This window comes from Klebsiella sp. JB_Kp004 (genome assembly GCF_040065795.1).
Classification (GTDB): domain Bacteria; phylum Pseudomonadota; class Gammaproteobacteria; order Enterobacterales; family Enterobacteriaceae; genus Klebsiella; species Klebsiella quasipneumoniae.
Map to the genome: position 1 here is coordinate 20,794 of NZ_JBEAKW010000033.1, position 24,018 is coordinate 44,811.

The window sequence follows — 24,018 nt, forward strand, 5'->3', positions numbered from 1 at the left end:
ATTTTGTACGGTCACAGAGGTATTACACAATTATCGCTACTCGCCCTCCCTCACTGATATTAAACAGGTGGCACAATGGCAGAACCATCCGCGCGGCGGATTGTTCCTCTATAGACAGTCAAACAGATAGCCTTTCGGCACAGACAGCATAAATACAACACGAACAAATAAACGCTATTTCCCGGCAGCGGGCAGACAGCGGAATACATGCCCCCGCAGGGGCATGTCAGCCAAATTTAACCAAAGATATAGGTATTGACGAGATTTTCGAGTAATTCCTGACGCCCGCTCTGATGCTGCGGATTCAGATTATGCTGCTCAGCGTACCGGGCAATATTATCCAGCGACATACGGCCGGCCATAATTTGCTGCCCCAGTTCGCCCTGCCAGCCGGCATAGCGTTTTGCCAGAGCCCGATCGAGCTTGCCATCCTCAATCATCCGCGCGGCCAGCTTGAGAGACAGCGCCATCACGTCCATGGCGCCAATATGGCCATAGAACATGTCGTATTTGTCGGTGCTCTGCCGGCGAACTTTGGCGTCAAAGTTCAGGCCGCCGGTGGTGAATCCCCCGGCTCTGAGGATCTCGTACATCACCAGGGTATTTTCTTCCACGCTGTTCGGGAACTGATCGGTATCCCAGCCGAGCTGCGCATCGCCGCGGTTGGCATCAACGGAGCCGAAGATCCCCAGCGCGATGGCGCTGGCGATTTCATGGTGGAAAGAGTGCCCCGCCAGGGTGGCGTGGTTGGCTTCAATGTTCACCTTGATCTCATTTTCCAGACCAAACTGCTTCAGGAAGCCATACACCGTCGCGACATCGTAATCGTACTGATGCTTGGTGGGCTCCTGCGGTTTCGGCTCGATAAGCAGCGTGCCGCCAAAGCCAATCTTATGCTTGTGCTCCACCACCATCTGCAGGAAGCGGCCAATCTGCTCGCGCTCCTGACGCAGGTCGGTATTCAGCAGGGACTCGTAACCTTCGCGACCGCCCCAAAGAACATAGTTTTCGCCGCCGAGCTGGTGGGTGGCGTTCATGGCGGTCACCACCTGCGTGGCCGCCCAGGCAAACACCTCCGGATCGGGGTTGGTCGCCGCCCCGGCGCCGTAGCGCGGGTGGGTAAAGCAGTTGGCGGTGCCCCACAGCAGTTTCACGCCGGTTTGCTGCTGTTTCTCCGCCAGCACCTCGGTCATCACGGCGAAATTGTGCAGATATTCTTTCAGCGACGCGCCTTCTGGCGAGACGTCGACATCGTGGAAGCAGTAATACGGCACGTTGAGCTTGTAGAAAAATTCAAACGCCACGTCCGCTTTGCGTTTGGCCATTTCCAGCGCATCGCCCGCGGCCTGCCAGGGACGCTCAAACGAGCCGGCGCCAAACATATCCGCGCCATTCCAGCAGAAGTTATGCCAATAACAGGCGGCAAAACGCAGATGATCTGCCATGCGTTTTCCCAGCACGATTTCATCCGGATTATAGTGGCGAAACGCCAGAGGATTATCGGTTTTAGGTCCGGCAAATAGAACGCGTTCGAGCTGGTCAAAATAAGTTTGCATGATGAACTCCGAAATTGAGGAAGTCGAAAATTAACAACTGTGACACATCGTGTATTCTCATCGTCGGTTGCTCAATTACGTTATTTCACTCAGCGATTGAGAAAATGCTCAAATGTGAGCCATCTCGCAAATAAAACTATTTTAAATATCTCGCTTCGCGCGCGTATAGAGTACACTTCCTGGGGAATTCAGGTGGGCATAGCGAATTAAAATGCTGGTTTTGTCACATTGCCTGTCTGCCAAAAAAAATTAGCGGCGGATGGCGGCTCAACGCAGGTGATACAGGCCTTTGCTTCGAGGATCACAGAAGTAAAAAAACATAATTAATTAATTTAAAAACGTAATAGATTCTTCCATGTCAACTGTGTCAGAAAGTGTTTCACCTACACAAAACAAACCGGAGTCTGCTTAGAATGAGTAAAAACATAATGCACAGTCGGCATGATGAATATCATAAATTAACCCGCGGAGAACGAATTGGTTATGGCATGGGCGACTTTGCGCAAAACCTGGTTTTCGGCACAATTGGGGGTTTTCTGGCTTTGCATATGCTGACGGTAAATACCATCAGCACGGCAACGGCAGGCTTTATTTTTCTTTTTGTCCGCATCATTAATGTGTTTTGGGATCCGATGGTCGGCACCTACGTGGATAAAAGAACCTCGAAAGCAGGGAAATATCGTCCGTGGCTGTTACGAGCCGGCGTGCCGCTGGTGATCCTGTCGGCATTACTGTTCGCGCCCATCCCCGGAGTGAAAGGTTCGGTGGCTTTCGCCTTTATTATTTATCTGGCGCTGGACCTGGTTTATTCCTTAGTCAATATTCCCTATGGCTCGCTGAATGCGTCGCTGACCCGCGACCCGGAATCGATCGATAAGCTCACCAGTACCCGCATGATGCTGGCCAACAGCGCCAACCTGCTGGTCTATACCCTGTTCCCGATGTTTGTGCAGATGGCGGCGCCGAAAGATCGCAGCCTGAAAGACACCGGCTTTTTTGGCCTTGAGCTGAATCTGGGGAATTATGCCGATCCGTCGGCAAATTACGCCTGGTTTGGCGTGTACGCCATCTATATGATCATCGGCGCGGTGGCTCTGTTTATCTGTTATAAATTCACCAAAGAACGCGTTGTCGCGACCGCCGAGCAGACCGCCAACGTCAAAACCACCGACCTTTTCCACGAGCTCCGACATAACCGCCCGCTGGTTATTCTGGGTATGTTCTTTATGCTGGCCTTTACCTTCATGTTCTTCATGAACACCGTTAACGGCTTCTTCAACCAGTACGTCGTCGGCCACTCCGAATGGATGGGCGCGGTGGGTCTCGTCGCGTCTATTCCCGGCATCGCCTTCCCGATTTTCTGGCCGAAACTGAAAAAAATCTTTGGTAAAAAAGGCTTCTTCCATCTGTTCCTCGCCATGTTCATCGTCGGCGAACTGCTGACCTACGTCTGGTCCCGCGAAGGGATGCACGACGCGCTGTGGCTGGCCTACATCGCCACCTTTATTAAACAGTGGGGCTTAACTTCCGCCACCGGCTTTATGTGGGCGCTGGTACCGGAAGTCATCGCGTACGGCGAATTAAAATCTGGCAAACGCAATGCCGCCATTATCAATGCCATTATGGGACTCTTCTTCAAGATCGGCTTCACCATCGGCGGCGCGATCCCGCTGTGGCTGCTGGCGGTGTATGGATTTAATGAAAGCGGCGCCGTGCAGAGCGCCAGCGCCATCGACGGGATCATTATGACCGCGGTGTGGATCCCGATCGCGCTGGCCGCTATTTCGATGGTGATTATCCAAGTTTATCCGATCTCCGATAAACATGTTACCGACATCAACCGTCAGCTGGATGAGATCCGCGTGTAGTTAAAAAAATTATAAATCAGACCGATTCGTCACTTTCCATTTTAAAAGGTGTAATGAAATGTCACTTATTCAAAACCCGATATTACGCGGCTTTAATGCCGACCCCAGTATTATTCGCGTCGAGGATACGTACTATATTGCCAACTCGACGTTTGAGTGGTTCCCGGGCGTGCGTTTACATGAGTCGAAAGACCTGAAAAACTGGAACCTGCTGCCTTCGCCGCTCTCCACCACCACCCTGCTGGACATGAAGGGCAACCCCTCCTCCGGCGGCATTTGGGCGCCGGCGCTCTCCTGGGCCGACGGGCAATTCTGGTTGGTGTATACCGATGTGAAGGTCACCGAAGGCGCCTTCAAAGACATGACCAACTACCTGACCACCGCGAAGGATATTCGGGGGCCGTGGAGCGACCCGATCAAGCTGAACGGCGTCGGGTTTGACGCCTCGCTGTTCCATGACGACGATGGCCGGAAATATATCGTCCAGCAAACCTGGGATCACCGGGAGTACCATCACCCCTTCGATGGCATTACCTTAACGGAGCTGGATACCAACACGCTGAAGTTAATGCCGGAAACCGCGCGCACCATCTACCGCGGCACCGCCGTGGCGCTGGTCGAGGGGCCGCACCTCTATAAACTGAACGGTTATTACTATCTGTTTGCCGCCCAGGGCGGCACCGTGTTTACCCACCAGGAGGTGGTGGCGCGGTCGACAACCCTCGAGGCCGACAGCTTCGAAACCGAGCCGGGCGACGTGTTCTTAACCAACGTCGACACCCCGGACAGCTACATCCAGAAACAGGGCCATGGCGCGCTGGTCTCCACTCCGGAAGGCGAATGGTATTACGCCTCGCTCTGCGCCCGGCCGTGGAATCGCCCGGGGGAATCCATCTACGACCCGCGCGGCTGGTCAACCCTCGGCCGGGAAACCTCGATCCAGAAAGTGTACTGGGACGATGAGGGCTGGCCGCGTATTGAAGGCGGTCACGGCGGGAAAACCTTCGTCGAAGGGCCGAAAGACGCCATCTTCACCGAAAGCGCCAGCGATAATAGCCAGCAGGATGACTTTACGTCGCCAGCGCTCGATCCGAACTGGAATACCCTGCGGGTGCCGTTTACGGCCAAAATGGGCACCACCGGCAACGGCAAATTAACCTTAATCGGCCAGGGTTCGTTAGCCAATACCCATGACCTGTCGCTGATTGCCCGCCGCTGGCAGGCCTTCTATTTTGACGCCGCGGTGAAGGTGAAATTCGAGCCCTTCAGCTATCAGCAGATGGCCGGGTTAACGAATTACTATAACGACCGCCACTGGAGCTTTGTCTTCCTGACCTGGAATGAAATTAACGGCAAGGTCATCGAAGTCGGCGAAAATAACCGCGGGAAATACACATCGTACCTGAAAGATAACGCCATCAAGGTGCCGGACGGCGTGGAATACGTCTGGTTCCGGACCAAAGTCCGCAAGCAGACCTACAGCTATGAATACAGCTTCGATGGCGTGACCTTCACCGAGATCCCGGTCCAGCTGGATGCCGCAGTGCTGTCCGATGACTATGTGTTGCAGAGCTATGGCGGGTTCTTTACCGGGGCGTTCGTCGGCCTGGCGGCGGTAGACTACGCCGGGTACGGCACCCAGGCTGAGTTTTATCAGTTCGAGTATCAGGAACTGGGCGATAGGTTAGCGGCCGATGGCAGCTACAGCTGGGAGGCTGGCGAGACGCGGGATAAGTAAGGGAGAGCGGGCCCACGCTACCGGTGAGGTAGCGTGAGGTTTGTGGTGTGTTTGATGTAATGAAAGCGAGCGCTGTAGGATGTCAGTCTGCAGGGCACAGCCGGGCCTTCAACTCTTCGGGAGTAAACGGCGGATCTCGCCGGTGCAGCATCGCATGGCAGTTGGGACATACCGGGATCAGATCTCCTCCCTGAAAACAGTGCCAGGCTAAACTGAAGTCTCCGGTCTTTCTTCCATCTCACAGAGAGGCACATCGCCATGAAAAAGACCCGCTATACCGAAGAACAGATAGCATTTGCGCTGAAACAGGCCGAAACCGGCACTCGGGTGGAGGAAGTCTGCAGAAAGATGGGCATTTCTGAAGCCACATTTTACAACTGGAAGAAAAAGTTTGGCGGCATGGGCGTGACAGAGCTGCGCCGCCTGCGCCAGCTTGAGGAAGAGAATCAGCGTCTGAAACGTCTGGTGGCCGATTTAAGTCTGGACAAGGAGATGCTGCAGGAAGTTATCAAAAAAAGTTCTGAGGCCGGCTCAGAAGCGTCAGGCGGTGCATTTTCTGCGGCAGGCTTACCGTATCAGTGTCCGACGGGGATGCGGACTGCTGATGCAGAGCAGAACCGTTTACCACTGGCAGAGCCGACGGGATGATCGGGCGATAACCCTGCGTATCCGGGAAATAGCGGAAACCCGGATCCGCTACGGTTGCCCGCGTATTCATATTCAGCTGCGGCGGGAAGGCTGGCCTGTTAACCACAAGAAAACACACCGGATTTACTGTCTGGAAGGCATCAACCTGCGCAGAAAGCGCCCCCGCAGGCATGTCAGTGCAGCACATCGTCAGCAACGTCCGGTCCTGACCGGAGTAGATCAGTGCTGGAGTATGGATTTCGTGTCGGATAACCTGTTTAACGGACGACGTTTCCGGGCGCTGACTGTAGTGGATAATTTTAGTCGGGAGTGTGTGGCGATCCATGCCGGAAAGTCGCTGAAAGGTGAGGATGTGGTCGGTGTGATGGAAAGGTTGCGGGTGCTGGGCAAGCGCCTGCCGGTACGTATTCAGACAGATAACGGCAGCGAGTTTATTTCGAAAAGTCTGGATAAATGGGCGTATGAGCACGGGGTCACAATGGACTTCTCCCGCCCCGGAAAACCAACGAATAACCCGTTTATTGAATCATTTAACGGCAGTCTGCGGGATGAATGCCTGAACATTCACTGGTTTCTCTCGCTGGAAGATGCGCAGGACAAACTCGACAACTGGCGCAGGGAATATAATCATGAAAGAACGCATTCATCATTAAATGACATGACTCCGGCTGAATTCATCCGAAGTCTCCGGAAAGACGAAGATCTCTGATTTAGCACTGTACTGATTTTGGGCCAGGGTCAAGATTCGAAACTAAAGCAACAAGACATAGCAAAAAATTTTGCCAGAATGGAACGAGAAATGGCTGCTATGGAAATAGAGACTAAACAACTCGAGAATATATATGGAACAAATAATTTAAAGTTAGCCGTGATTATTGGACACATAAAAAACTACTTTCTAATTATTCTGTATTAAATTGGTTGGTAGATAATAATCCAGATTATTTAGCTCAACTAAAGAAAATTGCTGCTATTGACTCATTGCCAGTGTACGAAGACAAAGAGTTGCGTTAAATACTATACGGACCACTATGGACAATGCATTTTATGTTGTAGTGTGTTGTTCATAGTTGTGCTATATAATTATATATTGTTTTTAAATCTGAAAGTTTTAGAGAAATAAATTTGACAATTGATATTTAATATCGTATTTAATAAGTGTTCCTTGTGAATATTCACTTCAACGAAGTGTCTGATTGCCCCACATATGGGGAGTTGTTTACAGTCCAATGGGCTGATTGCGTCGCCCCAAGCATGGGGTTATATATTCTCTCCAATGGAGAGTTCCCTTAGCGGGAAAAAGAAAGGGCCGAAAGGCCCTTTTTAGAATGACTAATATGACAATTATTTGCTTAAATCATCCTTAACTACTTCATCATAAATTACAGTAATCTTTGATTTTATTTCATCATACGAAAGATTATTAAAAGACTCAGACATCAAAACAATAGATGCGCCAATAACGAACAAATCACCTTTTGATAGTTTCATTCCCGATTCTTCAAGTGATCTCGTTATTCTTTCTATATCATTAGGTATGTTTTTTGATAAGCTGGATAGATCTTCTGATGTTTTTTTACATACCAGTATAGCATCAAGGCTTATTGGTGACTTGGCTTGTGATTTGGGGCTAGATGAGCGAGATTCTGCATGCACAGGATGTACCGCTACAATATGAAAGCCAGAGTTTATTATTGATTTATATATTGCTGCCCATCCTTCTGGTTTCGAATGATGGAAGCTAAATGTTAATGTCCCATTCTCTTTCAAGACTCGATGACATTCTTTAAACACCTCAGTGAGCTGTTTGGAAAACGTTTCTGGGTCTTTCTGTTGAACCTCTCCAGCATCATATGAATTATTTTTTTGAAAATAAGTATAACGTTCTTGAAGCACAGGTGATAGCCAAGCATAGAAAAAATCACTTAATTCACTATAATGAACAAAATCAAAATATGGCGGATCTGTAATCACAGCATCAACACTATTTGGCGGGATATCTAAATTCGCACTATTCCCATTTAAAATCATCATGGAATTAGTGGAGTTAAATAAAGCATCCCAATTGTCAACTATTTGAGTATTTATAGGTTCACTTGAAATGCATTTCGAGGTCGTATGTTTATTGTCATCTGACTTATCTGCTAGTTTTATTTCGAATGGTTCATCCAGATAACGTTTTGCCTTAATTAATCTAGTTTCGAATAATGTTGAAAAGGTACCACTACTTTTTTTGTTTCCCCAAACTGAGTTTTCTAATGGCGTTCTTTCCGGCTTTAATATGTGATTTGAAAACATATGTCTAACTGCACCGGTACCTTCCCCCTTGTAACTGCAGAAAAGGTTATTAAACTCAAGAGTGCCAGAAAAAAGGCATAAAAATTGTTCTTGAATATTGGTATCTTCTATTTCTAGGATTTTTTTAAGTAATATACCTAAACATAACAATTGCCTTGAGTTAAAGAAATTTCGCCAATTAGTGTAGTTGTATCCAAGAGCCTGATTGGTGTTGTGCCCAGCCCGAACAACCATATCTGGTAATATTAGATTTTCTTGCTCTAATCTGTCTTTCGCAGTTTTTAAAATTTTTATATCATCTTCAGTAATTGGAAGATATACTTTTTCTCCATCCTCATTAAGTGCTAATGAAGCATACATCTTTTCTTTTAGCAATGAGCCATCAGATGGGACCAAATCTTTTATTTTATATTTAGTACCATTTTTAGATAAAACATACTGCCCAACAACAGGTCCTTTTTGTGGGTTAAATTTATGTAGGCATGTATTACAAGTTAATTCTGTACAATCATAATTTCCTTCTATCACACTCCAACACTCGGGACATAATATTTGTGCCTTCGGTTTCTTTTTTGGATAGGCATCTTGCGAAAAAACAAATTTAGAAAATAATGGTATTTCTTCACCTTCTGGAGTCTTGACTAACTTAACCCAAAAAAAATACAAAACGGGAATATAATTTCCTGTTAAAGGATTAAGTGTTTTATAATAACTTTTTATATCCTCAGACACTGAATTTTCTAATTCAACAAATACTCTTCTAAGAGTTTCTTCTGGAACTCTTGTGAATGCCTGTTTTACTTGAAATGAACTGATAGGATTAATATCACATCCAATAGCCTTAGCTCCTAATTTTACCGCCTCCCCTAAAGTCGTACCACTTCCCATAAATGGGTCTAATACTATTTTATTTTTAAAGTTATGTTTTTTATAAAAATCGTCCCATATATCAGCATTAGAATTACTCAATGCGGATAAAGTGATAGCACGAAAAACACTTCCCAGTCTAGTGGCCCACCACTTATGAATATGATATATGGGGCGATTGATTTCTTTGCGCCAACTTTCTTGCTCTGCAACCTGGCTTATTTTTTGTGCTGGGAAAGAACATTCAAGAGCCGAATTTTTCTGGGATGGCATGATTAAACTGTTATTTTTAGCCAAGTGCATTTATATAACTCCAAATCAATTTTAACTTAATGATACGCAACGTGATGTCTGACTTTTTAATCTATAAGCAATGAATTCATGTTGCTGTCCAGATTTTGGATTAGGGATTTTATCAGCACTTAACTCATTTGTTCGCAAATCAAAGTGATAACCTATGACAACCTCTTCAGCCTCGATTCTCACTAAACGACCAACCTCTTGAAATCTATTATCTGTTGGAAAATCTGCCGGTACTATGAGTGTTTGAAGACCAGTCGTTCCTTCAGCTAAAGCGAAAGGAGTTGGTGCAACATACATCTTTCTATCGCGAATCATAATATCGCCATAAGTACCAAATCCTTTAACACTCTTATTTTTATGAATATATGTATGATCTGAATTCAAGAAATCGCCATGACAGATTACTAAATCTACAACAGGATATTGCTTGTTTCCTCTATCATTTGCCGAAAAATCTTTTAGATCGGCAGGGTATCGACCAAAAATGTAGAAAATCTGCCTGCCATTATGTAATCCTGTAGGCACCTGGCTATTTGAATCATAATCTCTTTCTCTGCCCGGCCATGCTAAACCCTTAACCTCATATCCTTCCGTCATTTCTACTAAAGAAAAATCAGGATATGTATTTCTTCCTCCTCCCTCGACGTGATAACCAAGGTCTTTTATCCTATTTTCTACCCAGTTTTGAAAATGAAATTCTTTATCCCCAGCACTAACGGCTGTAATAAGTTCTCCATCGTTTATTGCATCTACACAATTTTTATAAACATCAAAGCAGGATGTTTTATAACAACTCTTCTCAAACATTAGTGTATATCCTTATTTAGTTAAGATTAAATCTAAATATCGCGGAGAGGACTAAAATTTGTCCAATCTTTACGGAGCAGGAAATGGGAGGATTTTAACCTTAAGGAGGTTCAGTGCCGGGCTAAAAGTGTTAATAACTTTCGAAAAGCTCATGAGTCATAAAATCATATATATAGTAATATCATATGGTTAGCATTGAACATGCAAATTGATTTCTCCATAGCTACCGCACCAGTCGCATCTTGTGACCGGGTTGTGCATCAATAGATTTCTTCTTTTTTGGAAACGGACAATAAGCAATCTACTGATTTATATCGAATTTATTCCCTTTACGTCAGCTAACTTTAAACCAATCAACGTTCTGGTTTCACTGACCGACAGTTGCAAAATTAGCAAACATTCTACGATATGATTATGTAGCCATCAACCATCTATGGCTAACCAAATATCGTTCAACATAATGATTTATAAGTAGATATATGACGACTTATCAACTGATTAGCTTGCATTTTATATTGTTGCAAACTTAAACGGTCTAACCATACTGTTCCGATTAGCATCAAGATAATCAGCCCACCACTGTAGCATTAGCCTTCGCTCATCAAGATGTTCAGCAAGATGGATGTAAGCGGCGCGAACGTTATTACGCTCCTGATGGCTCATTTGACGTTCAACAGCATCTTTTGACCATAAGCCGGATTCGATCAAGGCACTACAGGCCATCGCCCTAAACCCGTGTCCGCAAACTTCCGTTTTAGTGTCATAGCCCATTGAGCGAAGAGCCTTGTTAACAGTATTCTCGCTCATCGGCCTATCCTGCTGATGATCGCCGATGAAGACCAACTCGTAATCCCCACTGATTTGTTTTATATCTTTTAACACTTCCAGTGCCTGACGGCTTAGAGGCACGAGGTGAGGGCTACGCATCTTAGAACCACGATGTGAGTGCTTTACGCCCTTCAGAGGTTCTCGTTCTGCAGGTATCGTCCAAAGCGCATTTTTAAAATCGATTTCTTCCCATCTTGCAAAACGCAGTTCACTTGAACGTATGAACACCAACAGTGTTAGTTTTACTGCCAATTTAGTCAACTTTCGACCTTTAAAGCATTCGATACGATCAAGCAATTCGGGAAGGCGTTCGAAATCAAGCGGTGGGCGGTGCACTCGTTTAGCTACAGCTATTGCGCCAGCCATATCTTGAGCTGGATTATAATCAAGTAGACCATTTTGTACGGCAAAACGTAGGATTGCGGTCGTTCGCTGTTGAAGACGCGAAGCTACTTCATATCGCCCACTAGCCTCGACTACCTTAATTGGAGCGAGCAGATCCCGAGTTTTCAGTTCCGAAATCTTACGTTTACCTAACGCAGAGAAAAGATTATCCACTAAGCTTTTAAGCACCCGCTCACTATGGGACTCCGACCATTTTTTGCTACAGGATGCATGCCAATCTCTTGCTACAGCCTCAAAGGTTAGTGCTCCGCTTTCTTCAATCTTGTCCTCTTTTTTCTTTTGAGAGGGATCGATACCATCAGAAACCAGTTTCTTCGCGGCATCGCGCCTCTTACGGGCCTCTGCCAATGAAACCATTGGATAAACCCCTAACGCCAGCATCTTCTGTTTGCCACTAAAACGATATTGAAGACGCCAGTATTTTGAGCCATTGGGGTTAACCAACAGGTGCATCCCCTCACCATCGGTAAGTTTGAAAGGTTTGTCTGCAGGCTTAACTGTTCTGACTTTGATATCAGTAAGAGCCATAGATCCCCCTCTCCGTGTTGGTATCAATTTCAATCGAACCGAAGCTACCAACAGTTATACCATCATTTGTTGGTAGATGTTGATATACGACAGTAGACTTTAATAGACCTGAAACAAGAGGCAGGACATCTAACTTATTGATTTTGTATACGTAAATAGACTTTAGTAGACGAAAAAAAAGACTTGATTGGTGCCGAAGGCCGGACTCGAACCGGCACGTATTTCTACGGTTGATTTTGAATCAACTGCGTCTAACAAGTCATTGATTATCATCACTAACTTGTTACGCACCTACGGTTCGTACAGGCAATTTCGCCAACAGATTGCCCCAGCAAAATAGCAGGGGTTTACATGGATCACAAGAGGGCAAAGCCGAAGGACAAACGCGATCGTTATCTGATTCTCGATCCGTGTGGTGTGTACATGGTACGCATAGCTGTCCCGGCGTACATGGCGGCACACTTCGGCAATAAGACATACTTCATGAGGTCAACAGCGACTCGCGACATTCGTCAGGCGCGTCTATTCAGGGATGCCATAGCGTTGGAATGGTACAAGCTGCGCGATCAGCTTAAACCAGTACGTTCAGGTTCACGGGTTGAGCAGATCCTTGATGAACTTCGAGGTATTGGCAAACAAGCAAAGGACACACCGCCCACACAATTGAACTTCCCCGCTCAAGTGCAGGCTTGCCCTTCTCTTCTGGCGATGCGGGATCAGTACATTCTGCAATTCAGTGAGAAACGTAAACTGACCACCCTGTCAAAGACGAACAAGGCCGTCGAGGTCTTATTGTCCCACCTTCGCAAGCGCGATATTCCATTGAAAGATATCAACCGAACCATAGTTACTGGCTGGCTGGATAAACTGAAATGCGAGAGAGCGCCCCAGACTATTCAAAACTACATCAGCGCCCTTGCTCAAATCTGGGACTTAGCCCGTAACCGATATCACGACGCACCACAGGATAACCCCTGGCGTGGTCATGGCCTGGAAGCGAAAAGTAGCAAGGTAAGCTATGAGGTTTTCACCCATGTGGAACTGGCGAAGGTCTTCACTGCCCTGGAGGGTGACGAAGAGATGCAAGCGGTTACGCTGATCGGCATGTACAGCGGCATGAGGCTGAATGAAATTTGCTCTTTGTGTGTTGGAAACATCCGCGAGATTGAGGGCGTCCTTTGCTTCGAAGTCACGGAGGGAAAAACCAAATCAGCAGCGCGTATCATCCCGGTTCACAGCCGTATTATTGATCTGGTGGAGTCCCTTCTCCAGAAGCCACATAACGGCTTCCTTTTCTACCGTGCGTCAATCATTGACCGTGCAGACGGCAAGCGCTCAACGTGGCATACGCAGCGTTTTACACGGGCTAAACGGCTGGCGCTGGGTGAAGTTGGAACAGAACGAAAGGTGTTCCACAGCCTGCGCCACGAGGTAGCCCAGCAGTTAGACCGGAACCAGGTTCCAGAGGACAGGATAGCCCTTCTAATGGGCCATGAACGCGGGAAAACGGAGACCTTCAAGACGTACTCAAAAAATGCGGCGTCACCAGTGGAGCTATCAAAATATGTCGAGTTGGTCAGTTACGATATTGAGACATGAAAATTTGCCATTGAACCTGCAAAATTCTTAGAAAGAAATTACGTTCATCAGATAACATGCAGCATATTAACTCATTGGGGGATTTTTTATGTATATTCGGCTGCTCTGCATGTGCATTTTCCTGCTTACTTGTACATCCGTACAGGCAAGAACATTTTCAGGGTTTCAGCTTTCATTGTGGGGTGAATCCAGAGCCGAGGTGGTAGCTCAAAACGAAAAGTACAACAGAGATCCTAAAGAAGTACAGAAGCGCATAACACCAAATGATGCTATGAATAACGGATTTTATGTTGGTTTCATTGGCGGTGTTGCCGATGGGTTAATTCGCGCTGGTTCGATCTGCCCAGCAAACGAAGATCAGCTTCCACTTTTTTTATTTTCAGTTGATGAATATATGAAACAGCATACGCGGCAAGAATTGCTCACACAGGATGCCTACGAGATAGTGAAACAGGTTCTGGTTAAACAGTTCGGTTGCCATACGAAATAAAAAAAACCGGGCGGTTTCCCGTCCGGCATTAGCCCACATTTTTCAATTTCTGTTCAGTGGCGTAGTACAAGATCGCGGCTTCAAGACCATGTGTCGCCACGCGTGATAAAAAGGTGCTGCGGTGTACACCCAACTTTCTGGCGAGCGCTGACAAGTTCAGCAAGTTGGCATCGGCCAACTTGCTGAACTTGATCGACAGCAGCGGCGAGTTTCCAACGCCCAGAATCTTCAATTGCATATTTTTACCTCTCCATAATAGCGGAGGGCGGCAATCACCGCCCCAAAACCGTTAGCCCCTGGGGTTTTATCCCGTTGGGCTGTTACCTCGCCTGATTACGAAGCATCGTTGGTGATGGCGGTTACCAGATCCGGGCGGTAGCAAATCGGCAGCAGGCTGAACTCACTGGAAAGCGTAATGTTCTTATACGCATCGGTGCTGCTATAGATGCGGAAATCCACTACGTCAGCAAAGGCCAAATCGAGATTTCGTGATGTAGGCCCGACAAGGTTGGTAAATGGTGATGCCTGATCAGCGCTTAACGGCTTCTCGAAGACCGGAACCATGAAGCCTTGATCTGCCCCGATGCCGTAAAAATCGGTATCGGACATCTCGACTACAGTCACGTTATCCAGAACGAAATAGCTGAATGCCGGGTTGATCTCTTTATTGAACACCAGGCCATCAGGATCAAGCACACCATACTGCACAAGCTGGCGAACCGATGGGTTAAAGCGCAACTTCTTGAACAGGTTGGAACCCGCGAACAGGTAGATGCCTTTTAGCAGGGAAGCAAGGCCACCCATGCGGCGCTTCATGGCGCTGACCTCATCGGACAGGGATTCTAACGGATCAGCAGCAACCCCCGTGTAGATGGTTCCGGTGCTTTGGTCGTAACCAAACTCCTCTGACCAATCCAGGATTTCCGACCCGTCAGCGGTATACTGCATATCGGTGACACGATGGCGGAACAGGCTTTCAGCAAACATGCGTTCACGAGTCGCAGCGAAGCGTTCATAGTGAGCCAGGCTTTTAGCTGTCACAGCGTCCAGGACGTTGGCCTGTAGCGAAGAGCCGATCTTACGGAATGGCTGCACATCAGCAGCAGTGATCACATCCTGCGTGGGGAACAGAGGAAGCTCGATCAGATGATTAGCTGCTTTTGGCTTCGGTGTGCTTCCCCATTCGCTGGAAAATCGATTTGCTGCCGGGGCGATGGTGTCAGCCTGAGCGTTCAGGATGTCCAGACTGGTTTTAAACTGGTCAGTAACGTCACGCTGGAAAATGTTCAGGTTGGTTAAGATACGGTTTCGAGCCGGAACGTTCGCAAAGGTCGAACTGTAATCGACGTATGAAAAATCTTTTGTAAGAGCCATGTTGTGATGTCCTTATCGGTAAAATTATTGAGCGTCAGCCTGAGCTACGCGGATGTTGCCGGATGCAGTCAGAGCAGCAATTGCAGCAGCGCCTACAGTCGCGCCCATAACGGCGATGACGGTTTCCGGGCGGATGTAGACGCCACGGTCAGCAACAATGATGTTTGCATCTGTACCAGCGCGGTGATGACTCAGAACCAGTAACGCATCATTGCCGGAGGTAAATGCGGTGCCGTCGGCTTTAATGACCGAACCGGGCTGCACTTCGACGGCCAGGTTTGGGATGTTGATTGTTTTCACTGCAAAATTAGCGTCGGCCTGATAGGTCACGACATCATTAAAGGTGCGTTGGGATTCGCCCATTTTCATAAAAGTCACTCCATAAAGTTGTTGTTTGCTGGCCTGTAGGCTTTGGCCTTTCGGGCCGTATCGTCAGAATTGACGGCGTGCGAGTACAAAAGAGGTCGCCAGTGGCGACCTTCCTTTATTTGTTTCTGCATCAGAAAAAAGGCGGGCGGCGAAGATACCGCCCCTGAGGAGCAACGAGGATCTTTATCGTTATTTTTCTGAGAGATGGGAATGTGCAGCGCCCTCTACGGGCGTTAGCTCTGCTAACCCGGCTTTACCGGGCTGGAATAAGGGAGCGACAACGGCGGGAGACCTCTGAATCCCTACGCCGTGCGCTCGATGCCGTTTTATGTCCGGCAGACAGCCCGAGGAGAGCCGGGACTTATTGCGGTTGTTAGACCGCTGGCAAACCCCATCGCGGAAGGCTAATACCACGGCAGGGGAATAAGCGGCGCTGGAAAGCAAAGATGGCCCGTGCGAGGTATCAAGGAGCCAGCGCCTGAGAGGAGATTAAATTACGTTCAATTGGCTGTAGTTCGCAGTAGACTCTTTCGAATCTATTAATCACCTTATATATAATTTTAACACGTTATTATTTAAAGTGCAATCAGAATTCACGTTAAATTTGTTGACTTCTAAGTTCATCTGTGAATACAAAGAAGGAAGGTTTCCCTGCCCCCTTTATCATTAGCCCTGTATTGTACCCGCCCCGCCCGGTTTATCTTGGTCAGGCAGTGGCTCTGACGGGAGCACGTAGGAGTACGCAGCCGGATCGGCGGCAACGATCTCCCGGCATTTGGAGCGAGTACGAGCTAACGCCGCTTCGTCCACAACAGGGGGAGTAAAGACACCTGCCCCAGCGCCCAGCGTCTTCATGATACGTTTGGCTTTTTGTTTTTTGCTGGTTACTGGCGCAACGGCGGGCGCTGTTGTTGGTTTCCAGTCTGGATGGCGGATCAGATAGTCATCAATCGCACTTTTTACAGCGTCCAGCCGCTGTTCTTCCTCCAGTTGCTCTGGAGTTTTCCCCAGAAGCGCGGCGGCAATGCTGTCTCTGACTTTTTGCAATGTTGTTTTCATTGTGGTGGTTCCTGTACAGGGCCAGCCCGTCACGGGCGCAGCGATACGCCAGCCATGCAACGGGCAGGTATGGTAAAAGGTCTATGAGATTCAAGGTCAGGCCGTCGCGGTCTGGCTCGCTGTTGTGGTTTGTTGGCTTTTCTTATGCAGCCCACTTTGCGGGTTAGCTTCGCTAACGTCACCTCGTGACGCTGGACTAACGCGGCGAACAGGATTTATCTGAATAGGCCGCGATTTGCTCGTAGCTTTTCGGGCCACAACCTGCCGATATTCAACATACAGCGGATCATCGTACTCTGGCATCCGTGGAGCCATTGCGGCATTGGTAACGCCATTCTGCCGAAGTGACATCACCACAGTGAACAACGGCAAGCCCAGCGTCTGGCAGACCTCCACGAGCGTTGCGCCCTCGTGCCACATCGTTATTATTAATTTCCCGTTGTTCGGGTTCGCAAAGCGCCTACATCGCGGGTTGTAACTCGCCTGGTGGAGTTCTTTAACCTTTTCTAGCGGTAGCCTCAGCAGCAATGCCACGCGTCCTGGAGAATATCCCGCAATGAGCATGTGTTTGCATCTCTGCATAACGTTGCCATCACGACATCGACGTTTATATAGGCGGGTGAGGTCAGGTAATTCTGGGCCGGGTAGGTCTGGGAGTTGTTCTTCTGGGTCAATCTTTTCTGGTTCGTTCTGGGTGGCGGTCAGCGCCGTGACTTTCTCAATCAATGTGCCCTCTGCGATTTAAAGTTTTTTTCTGCTTCCGCTTCTCTTATTTTGAGGTGTTCACGAATCAGATTATCAAGGTCATCGCCTGATACACCCCACATTACGCCGTAGTCGTCCATGCCTTCGTAGCCAATATCTGACCAGTAGCGAAGATCATCGAGTGGGGCTATAACCCGGCCTGCGGTTTCCTGTAGCTCTGGTTTCTCGGGTGGAAACGTTGGCTCATCGTCCTGCGCTTCCTGGCTCATTGCATGATTACCATCGGTGCCAGCATCGCTACCGCGCTCAGTGTCAGATTCCATGCCAGATCGCTGTTCAGAATCATCCCGGGCAGGCTCAGGGGCCAGGTTAATACTCGGGTCAGCGGTTGCTGCCTGCTCTGCCTGCGTTGCGCACTCTTCATGACCACTTCCATCCACCTGTTTATCCTCGGATTTTTGTTTCGGTTTCCCGCGTGGCTTCTTCTTCTCCAACGAGCGGATCAACATTCCCTCAGCCAGTAGCCCACCGCTGATTGATGCTGAACCGTAGAAAAGTAGGTTGTCCGCGATCTCCTCCAGGGGAATCACTGTGTGGTAATAGCGATCATAGCCGCGCTCATCCTTCCCCCTCTTGTCTGAAATAACCAGCCCGATAGCGTTTAACACATCCAGCCATTTTTTAACTGTCCGGCGATCAGTATTCTGAAATTTCAGTCCCATGCTCTCCATCGACTCGAAGAACTCCAAGTCCTTTGCGGAGTAGCTCGTGTACTGATCGCGCATGTAGCCGTAGAAGCTGGCGACTTCGATGCGGTTTTTTATCTCCTCCCCGGTATCACGGCGCACAACGTGTGTTGCATACTGGAGGCGTTTAAAAACCGTGATGTATTTTTCTGTCTCTGTGGTCACTATTCCCTCGCTGGTTATCTGTTTGGTTATCCGAATCTGTCTTTTCAATGATCTTTGCTGCTGTTTGAAGCAATTCACTGCACATTTTCGCCATTGGCATGTCGCGGCGGTTCGCTTCTCTCAGCAACGTTCGGTACGTCTCATCCGGGAATGAGATATTCATGATTAAAGTCTCCTGTTTGTCAGACATGCAGATTTGCCCCTGCTATCGCGGGTGAGCGATCAGGATTCGACGGCCTGCGTTTATATTTGGTCTGCCCTGTGTGAGGCGATCTGGTTAATTCGGCATTGCGCCGGATAGAATCACGCTGTCGTAACTGTCAGGAAGTCGCCCGCGACGCTATAACCGTGTTGCTCAAGGTTCTCCACACCGTGGGTGGCAACCAGGAACATGATCACCTGCTCGGGCGTCATATCGAGGTTGAGTTTTTCACGGTATAGACGGCGATAGCTCTGGAGCACAGGGTTAAGGATCTCAGTCAACGACTGACCGTCAGCATACTGGCGGGAAAGGAGTTTCAGGATCGTCTTGACCGCACGAGCGCTCTTTGCCTTCTTCTTTTCCTGTTTCAGGATATGAAGTGCAACGGCCAGTTGCGGGTACTTAGCATGTGCCGCATCCGCTCCACCATTTCTGGAGATGAAAGACCAAAGCGCGGTTTTGGTGTACGTGCCATAAAGGATCGCGTCTGCGATATGCTCGCCAGTCATGGTGGCAGGGGTGATGCGTTGGGATCTTGGTTTGTTCATTGGGTTCCTCCGTAGGATTAAAATTATCGGAGGGTCATTCTGTACCCATTTAGTCAGGACTCTCACCGGGCGGTGATGACCTTAATTGTTGAAAGCCATGTTATCAGCAATGCAAGCATTTGTCAAGATAAAATTGCTTTCCCTATCTTACTATGCCATAACTGAGAATTCAATGTCAAGGTCTTTTAAACGCGCCGTAAGCGATTCTGCGGGCCTCTGAATCATACCAGCTACCATCGTATCGCCCGAGGCATTACAGCCCCGCGTAGGCCCCTTTCGTTGAGGATTTCGCAGGACGTGAAGCATAACTGACATGGAGTGTGCTTAAGTGATGATTAGCAGACCCCGCCCCCCATTGACTCTGCGGGTTACACTCCTCGTGACAGTGTTTCCAAATTACTGCGCGGGCTGTCGCCCTTGCTGCCCAAAAGGTGGCGAGCCTGTTCGGTCAGAACAGGATAACGAGTCACCGCATGGGCGATGGATATCGCGAAGCGTGGAGCGTCTGCGACTGAATAGAGAGACCAACACAACTGGCTACAGCCAGGCACAAAAGGAAGGTTTCCTCTTTATATGATTAAGGTACAAATTTTGTACATGACTGGGTTTTAGATCTTGTTCTTGATTTAACTTGTTACTGATTAGTGTACAAACTTTGCTAAAAGCCATGTACAAACTTTGCTAATGCCTGTTCTGGGGTCGTCAACGAACGCACATGAGACAACATGATGTCCCCATAGGCACTTGGGCATCACCGGATCTTTTCTCAAAATAAATGCCATCAAATAGCAATCAAATGACCCGAAAAGCTGCCCTTTCTTGACCCGTCCGGGCGAATCTGTGCTAATCCCGCGCGTAGAAGCGAGCATGTCGCGACCTTCGCTATGGTGGAAATCATACAACGGTATGACCTGAGCGCCACGGCTGGCACGGGTTCGTCAATTCTGTCTGCCGATATCGTGGCTTGCCTGTTCATTGCTTGGCTAAACCAGATTCACCCACTACGCCCCATTCTCTGCAAAAAATAATTCTTCGCCAAAAAACCAGAAACGATGAGAATCGCCTCGCTTTTCAGCCCGATTTTCAGGCTCACGGGACGCGCTCTGGAGGGCGCTGTGATTGCGGTTATCGTGATTCAGATCGTGACGGCAAACGCCGCTAAGGGTTTCTGGTGAAGCGTGGTAAGGGTTGCCGGATGGTGGAAGGGTTGAGGCCGGAACTGTTGTGGGATAAGACAACGACCAGGGCCGGAGGTCGGGCCATATCGCCAGCGCCTGGCCTCTTGTTGGTGGGGAAACCTGGCCCGTAGGGCAGAGGGAAAAGCGAAGTCGTGAAAGTGAAGACTAACAGTCTCCACTCTCCAAGTGATTGATAATAGGTATATGAGCCTGATAACGCCGTCAGACGGCCTTCCTATGCATCGTTTATGCAGGATCAGGCAAGGTTTATTCACTTCGTTGGACTGATGCTCGGGACTCGGGCGGTACTCGATGACTCAGCCGCTAAGATATTTTGAAATTTCTGTTGACTTTTTTCGTGGGGTGTGAGTTTACGTCAGGCAGATCTCTGAGTGTGAAGGCAGGATATTTTTCTGGGCAGGACATAAAAGGAGGGCAGTCACTTTAGACCCTTTCCAGCGGGGAAACGTTTAACCACCATCAAGTTACCTATTTATTTTGAATTTTCTTTTTGCTCCCTGATAACCACCAATTGCAGCCGCCGCTACGTAAGTGATGATTACCTGTATCGTATTTCGAGAAACATCCGAGACGAATTCATCATCAAAAATATTCACATAACCATCTTCGGTATCTGCAACCCTTTGAATCAGATCGATGAAAAGAAGGTTATTCAAGTATAGGAATGCCGCAACATTGCATATAACAAGTACCCAGCCAAGTTTACTTAATCCTTGTCCTTTACATGCGAGATAAGAGGTAACCCCGCAACTGAAAGAGCAAAATCCAATGATTGGGGCTATCAGTTCTGGCGTATTAAGCATAAGTGATCCAAACCGCTGCAAGTATTCGTTACATCCCGTCACGATAGATTAATCCTTTACCAGGAGCAATCCACTGATCACGGCTCCTCTTCACTTGGCTGCGCCCTAAAGCCCGTTCAGGAACAAAAATACTTACTCATTTCTTGATCATTTTGTGCTTCAATTAAACTAAATCACTTTCCAACACACTGTTTTTGATCAAAAATATATCAACTGAAAGATAAAAAAGCCGCACGGCTGTAGGGAGAAAATTATGGGTAATGCAATGATCGCTTTGAAGACCGCCGAAGAAGTGAAGGCCGTCAGCGCGGAGCTGGCACGGAATACAAAAACCAACCTGTTCCGCTGTTTGTGGGCGATGCAGTTCGAGAGCGCTCTCCGCTTCGGTGATGCCGTAAAACTGACCTGGGATCAGTTCGCTGATGGCAAGACGCATCTGTCTATCAAGCAAGAGAAGACCGGGAAACTTCACAAGGTCGCTATTACCCCGGCTATGCGCTCCATAGTCCAAGCTCGCCGGGAAGAAGCAGCAGACCGCCCAAAATTCGGTGACTACATATTCAGCCTTTCTGATCTGAGGTCGAAGGGCCAGCCAGTTAGCCATAACGCGGTTCTGACTGAGTACGGGAAGTGCGGGCGCCGTGCGGGCTTCCTGGATGTGGGAAGCCATACACCACGCAAAAGCAAAGGCCGCATCCTCTTTGAGAACGGCGCACCGCTGGAGCACATCACAAAGTTGTTGGGCCAGGCCAACCCGGCTTCAACCCTGTTTTACATCGGGTTCACGCAGGAGACTGCGGACACACTAGCGGAAGAATTTTCCCTGGGGGAGGAGTGGTAATGATGGAAATACTGTTCACTAACAGTGTGTTAGTCCTTTTCTGGATTATCAGTCTTCGTATAAAATCAAACCGTCTATGTTGCAAAAATATTTAAATCATGTGAGTATCCCAATTGATTACATTACAATGTGCATAATTTTCAACGGGATAAAATGAAACCACACAGACCACACGGTAGATTACCTACAACATTAGAGTCAAATGAACTCAAAGCCCGTGCTCTTGAAATGATCCTTATTCTTTTCTATATGGAAGATTTAAAAGAATTTGTTCTCAAGTCAATAAGTTCAACGAGTGAGTTTAGAAAGACAGATCTGTTAAATATGATAGATAAAGATAGTAAGGACAAGCCATTTGAAAAAGCTCGAGCTTTACTCGTTTCAGAAAAAATAATTAACCAAGAAGAAAGCGACGAGATTAAAAAACTTGTAGATTACCGAAATCATATCGGACACCGAGTATACCAATTGACCGTTGATGTGGGTGCCTACTCCGACTTGGATATTATTCCTCAATATGATTACACTGCGGTAAAACGTGCTCAGGAACTAAGAAGTAAAGTTATCAACGGAATGGGAAGAAAGTTCATTTTAGCCATGAGCTTTAATACCCTTGCTTTTGATGCTGCGGAAACCGTGTATCGAAAAGAAATAGACAGGCTTAAAAAGAAAATCAACAAAGGTATATTGGAGCTTAACAAGGAGATAAGTGAAATAAATAAATTTATAAAATCCATACCTAAATCAGCATTGGAAGCAACTCATCCAAACAACCCAGATAACTACAAAAAAAATGGAACACTTAGCCCCCATGGTATCAGATGTGTCTGTACACTTTTTGATTTTCAAGCAACACCGTTAGCTGTATCATACATAATGAGATGCTCTTACAACACCGCTTCGAGTTGGTATAAGAAATGGAAAAACAATGAGTTTTAATATTGATCTTAATACTACCCCCATGAATTTAAAAAGTTACTTTGTATAATCAAGGTGATAAAAAAAATCATCACCAAATTTATTTAGCACGCATTGAGCCGTTATTTCACCAAATCGCATCAAATCATCAGGGTGATTATTTTTCATCTGCACAGGCAATGAATTTCGCATATATCCATGAAGATAGGATGATGTTTTCATTGCGATGCTAAATGTCGGAACAATGTTTTCCGCATTCATGTATTGTGGTTCGAAATGTGCAATCGCTTTATTTCTAAACTCTCTCATTTCTTTATTGTATTCTTCATAAGATAGAGTATCCATACCAATATTGTTTAAAAGTTTAGACATAAATGCTTCATGATCATTAATTATCTTCTTCCAATGGTTATCTTCACTATACGTACCAAAAACCTGGCACCATCGCACAGTGGCATCACCAAGCAAGGCATTGCATATATTTCTGAACGGTGAGTAGATATAAGGATCTTTATCTAATATATTTAGATAGTTTGCCATTGCGAAAAACGTATGAATATCCCGTGAGAATATCTCCAGGCACATTAATGCGTTTTCTATCCTTAATAATTTTTCATTATCTAAAATCATAGAGACCCATATTAAAATGAAAGTCAGTCAAGCGCTGAGGGGGAATTGTATCAAGGCCGTATTGCTATGCACATATAATGGGTGTTTTGGCTCACCCGTGGCATTCAAGGCCAAGCACTTAGTATTTTCTGGTAACATCTTGCCAACAGCTATAGACCTACCTAAATATCGTCCTTCATTGCCCCAAGCGGCAATCACTACTCCGGCGTTGGAAATGAGTTCAACAAGATATCTGTCATTATCGGTCCCGATGGGATCATCAGCCTTCAACATTTCGAAACGGTCTGTATGTACATAAGCGAACAAATTTGCCATGTAAACACCTCCATATCCCCAGCTTTTGGCAAACGATATACAGCGGGTCAAAGTCCGGTCATCTTGTTCAGCATCTGCGTATGATGGATTTAAACCGATGAACAGTACATAAGGCTTGGTCGGTTCCCATACACGAGACAAAGAATAGCGGTACCTCCCACAGGGTGAAAATATAGCATCTCGAATCATTTCATTGGCTCCGTTAACTG

21 protein-coding genes and 1 pseudogene are annotated in these 24,018 nt (G+C 47.2%); 7 read left to right on the plus strand and 15 right to left on the minus strand.

Going from position 1 to position 24,018, the window contains the following annotated elements:
- Positions 1-236: 236 nt before the first annotated feature.
- Positions 237-1,556, minus strand: a complete 1,320-nt coding sequence (xylA, locus tag ABLX76_RS14445) for a xylose isomerase (RefSeq protein ID WP_348874718.1) — start codon at positions 1,554-1,556, stop codon at positions 237-239.
- 428 nt (positions 1,557-1,984) lie between these two features.
- On the opposite strand from xylA, the gene ABLX76_RS14450 reads away from it, so the two are divergent.
- Both ABLX76_RS14450 and ABLX76_RS14455 read left to right on the plus strand, forming a co-directional pair.
- Complete coding sequence (locus ABLX76_RS14450; protein WP_072199169.1) at positions 1,985-3,424, plus strand: MFS transporter; 1,440 nt, start codon at positions 1,985-1,987, stop codon at positions 3,422-3,424.
- 58 nt (positions 3,425-3,482) lie between these two features.
- On the plus strand, positions 3,483-5,162 hold the full coding sequence (locus ABLX76_RS14455; protein ID WP_348874719.1) for a glycoside hydrolase family 43 protein: 1,680 nt from the start codon (positions 3,483-3,485) through the stop codon (positions 5,160-5,162).
- Between the two features lie 82 nt (positions 5,163-5,244).
- Here the strand turns inward: ABLX76_RS14455 and ABLX76_RS14460 are convergent.
- Positions 5,245-5,346, minus strand: a pseudogene (locus ABLX76_RS14460) (HNH endonuclease); the annotation flags it as partial.
- Positions 5,347-5,420: 74 nt separating this feature from the next.
- Here ABLX76_RS14460 and ABLX76_RS14465 point away from each other — a divergent pair.
- Positions 5,421-6,519, plus strand: a protein-coding gene (locus ABLX76_RS14465) for an IS3 family transposase (protein ID WP_348874720.1) whose coding sequence is annotated in 2 segments (ribosomal slippage) — positions 5,421-5,674 and positions 5,673-6,519 — 1,101 coding nt in all. Because the reading frame shifts where the segments join, the coding sequence is not laid out codon by codon here.
- Positions 6,520-7,154: 635 nt separating this feature from the next.
- On the opposite strand, the gene ABLX76_RS14470 is transcribed toward ABLX76_RS14465, so the two are convergent.
- The 3 genes from ABLX76_RS14470 to ABLX76_RS14480 all read right to left on the minus strand — a co-directional run bounded on the left by ABLX76_RS14470 (position 7,155) and on the right by ABLX76_RS14480 (position 11,846).
- Entirely contained in the window at positions 7,155-9,278 is a 2,124-nt protein-coding gene (locus ABLX76_RS14470; RefSeq protein WP_180250112.1) for a DNA methyltransferase, read from the minus strand.
- A 21-nt stretch (positions 9,279-9,299) separates the two neighbouring features.
- Complete coding sequence (locus tag ABLX76_RS14475; protein WP_080070954.1) at positions 9,300-10,085, minus strand: hypothetical protein; 786 nt, start codon at positions 10,083-10,085, stop codon at positions 9,300-9,302.
- A 510-nt stretch (positions 10,086-10,595) separates the two neighbouring features.
- Positions 10,596-11,846 carry an integrase arm-type DNA-binding domain-containing protein gene (locus ABLX76_RS14480; protein WP_348874723.1) on the minus strand — a complete coding sequence of 417 codons (1,251 nt, stop codon included), beginning with the start codon at positions 11,844-11,846 and terminating at the stop codon, positions 10,596-10,598.
- Positions 11,847-12,197: 351 nt separating this feature from the next.
- Here ABLX76_RS14480 and ABLX76_RS14485 point away from each other — a divergent pair, with 351 nt between their 5' ends.
- Both ABLX76_RS14485 and ABLX76_RS14490 read left to right on the plus strand, forming a co-directional pair.
- Positions 12,198-13,445 carry a site-specific integrase gene (locus ABLX76_RS14485; protein WP_348874724.1) on the plus strand — a complete coding sequence of 416 codons (1,248 nt, stop codon included), beginning with the start codon at positions 12,198-12,200 and terminating at the stop codon, positions 13,443-13,445.
- 88 nt (positions 13,446-13,533) lie between these two features.
- A complete protein-coding gene (locus tag ABLX76_RS14490) occupies positions 13,534-13,935 on the plus strand; it encodes a hypothetical protein (protein WP_348874727.1) in 402 nt (133 codons plus the stop codon).
- Positions 13,936-13,963: 28 nt separating this feature from the next.
- Here ABLX76_RS14490 and ABLX76_RS14495 read toward each other — a convergent pair whose 3' ends face one another.
- The 8 genes from ABLX76_RS14495 to ABLX76_RS14530 form a co-directional block, all read right to left on the minus strand.
- Positions 13,964-14,173, minus strand: a complete 210-nt coding sequence (locus tag ABLX76_RS14495; RefSeq protein WP_348874729.1) for a hypothetical protein — start codon at positions 14,171-14,173, stop codon at positions 13,964-13,966.
- A 95-nt stretch (positions 14,174-14,268) separates the two neighbouring features.
- Positions 14,269-15,309, minus strand: coding sequence for a major capsid protein (locus ABLX76_RS14500; protein WP_048979908.1), 1,041 nt, complete (start codon positions 15,307-15,309; stop codon positions 14,269-14,271).
- A gap of 24 nt (positions 15,310-15,333) precedes the next feature.
- The gene (locus ABLX76_RS14505; protein ID WP_047665924.1) at positions 15,334-15,678 is read right to left on the minus strand and encodes a hypothetical protein; all 345 of its coding nucleotides are present in this window, start codon (positions 15,676-15,678) and stop codon (positions 15,334-15,336) included.
- A gap of 666 nt (positions 15,679-16,344) precedes the next feature.
- Positions 16,345-16,737: a hypothetical protein gene (locus ABLX76_RS14510; protein ID WP_348874732.1), complete on the minus strand. Its 393-nt coding sequence runs from the start codon at positions 16,735-16,737 to the stop codon at positions 16,345-16,347.
- A gap of 96 nt (positions 16,738-16,833) precedes the next feature.
- A complete protein-coding gene (locus ABLX76_RS14515) occupies positions 16,834-17,463 on the minus strand; it encodes a hypothetical protein (protein WP_348874734.1) in 630 nt (209 codons plus the stop codon).
- Positions 17,460-18,401 (minus strand): hypothetical protein, encoded by a 942-nt coding sequence (locus ABLX76_RS14520; RefSeq protein WP_053090369.1) that lies wholly within the window; start codon positions 18,399-18,401, stop codon positions 17,460-17,462. Before ABLX76_RS14520 ends, ABLX76_RS14515 begins: the two co-directional genes overlap by 4 nt.
- 255 nt (positions 18,402-18,656) lie before the next feature.
- Positions 18,657-19,103 (minus strand): hypothetical protein, encoded by a 447-nt coding sequence (locus tag ABLX76_RS14525; protein ID WP_348874736.1) that lies wholly within the window; start codon positions 19,101-19,103, stop codon positions 18,657-18,659.
- Between the two features lie 1,663 nt (positions 19,104-20,766).
- Positions 20,767-21,105, minus strand: coding sequence for a hypothetical protein (locus ABLX76_RS14530; protein ID WP_050543448.1), 339 nt, complete (start codon positions 21,103-21,105; stop codon positions 20,767-20,769).
- 253 nt (positions 21,106-21,358) lie between these two features.
- Between ABLX76_RS14530 and ABLX76_RS14535 the strand changes: the two genes are divergently transcribed.
- Positions 21,359-21,946: a tyrosine-type recombinase/integrase gene (locus tag ABLX76_RS14535; protein ID WP_019704393.1), complete on the plus strand. Its 588-nt coding sequence runs from the start codon at positions 21,359-21,361 to the stop codon at positions 21,944-21,946.
- Positions 21,947-22,099: 153 nt separating this feature from the next.
- Entirely contained in the window at positions 22,100-22,885 is a 786-nt protein-coding gene (locus tag ABLX76_RS14540) for a hypothetical protein (RefSeq protein WP_023343343.1), read from the plus strand.
- Between the two features lie 36 nt (positions 22,886-22,921).
- Here ABLX76_RS14540 and ABLX76_RS14545 read toward each other — a convergent pair whose 3' ends face one another.
- Positions 22,922-23,494, minus strand: a complete 573-nt coding sequence (locus ABLX76_RS14545; RefSeq protein ID WP_110219690.1) for a hypothetical protein — start codon at positions 23,492-23,494, stop codon at positions 22,922-22,924.
- 27 nt (positions 23,495-23,521) lie between these two features.
- The gene (locus ABLX76_RS14550) at positions 23,522-23,998 is read right to left on the minus strand and encodes a DUF1643 domain-containing protein (protein WP_026005899.1); all 477 of its coding nucleotides are present in this window, start codon (positions 23,996-23,998) and stop codon (positions 23,522-23,524) included.
- Positions 23,999-24,018 lie beyond the last annotated feature (20 nt).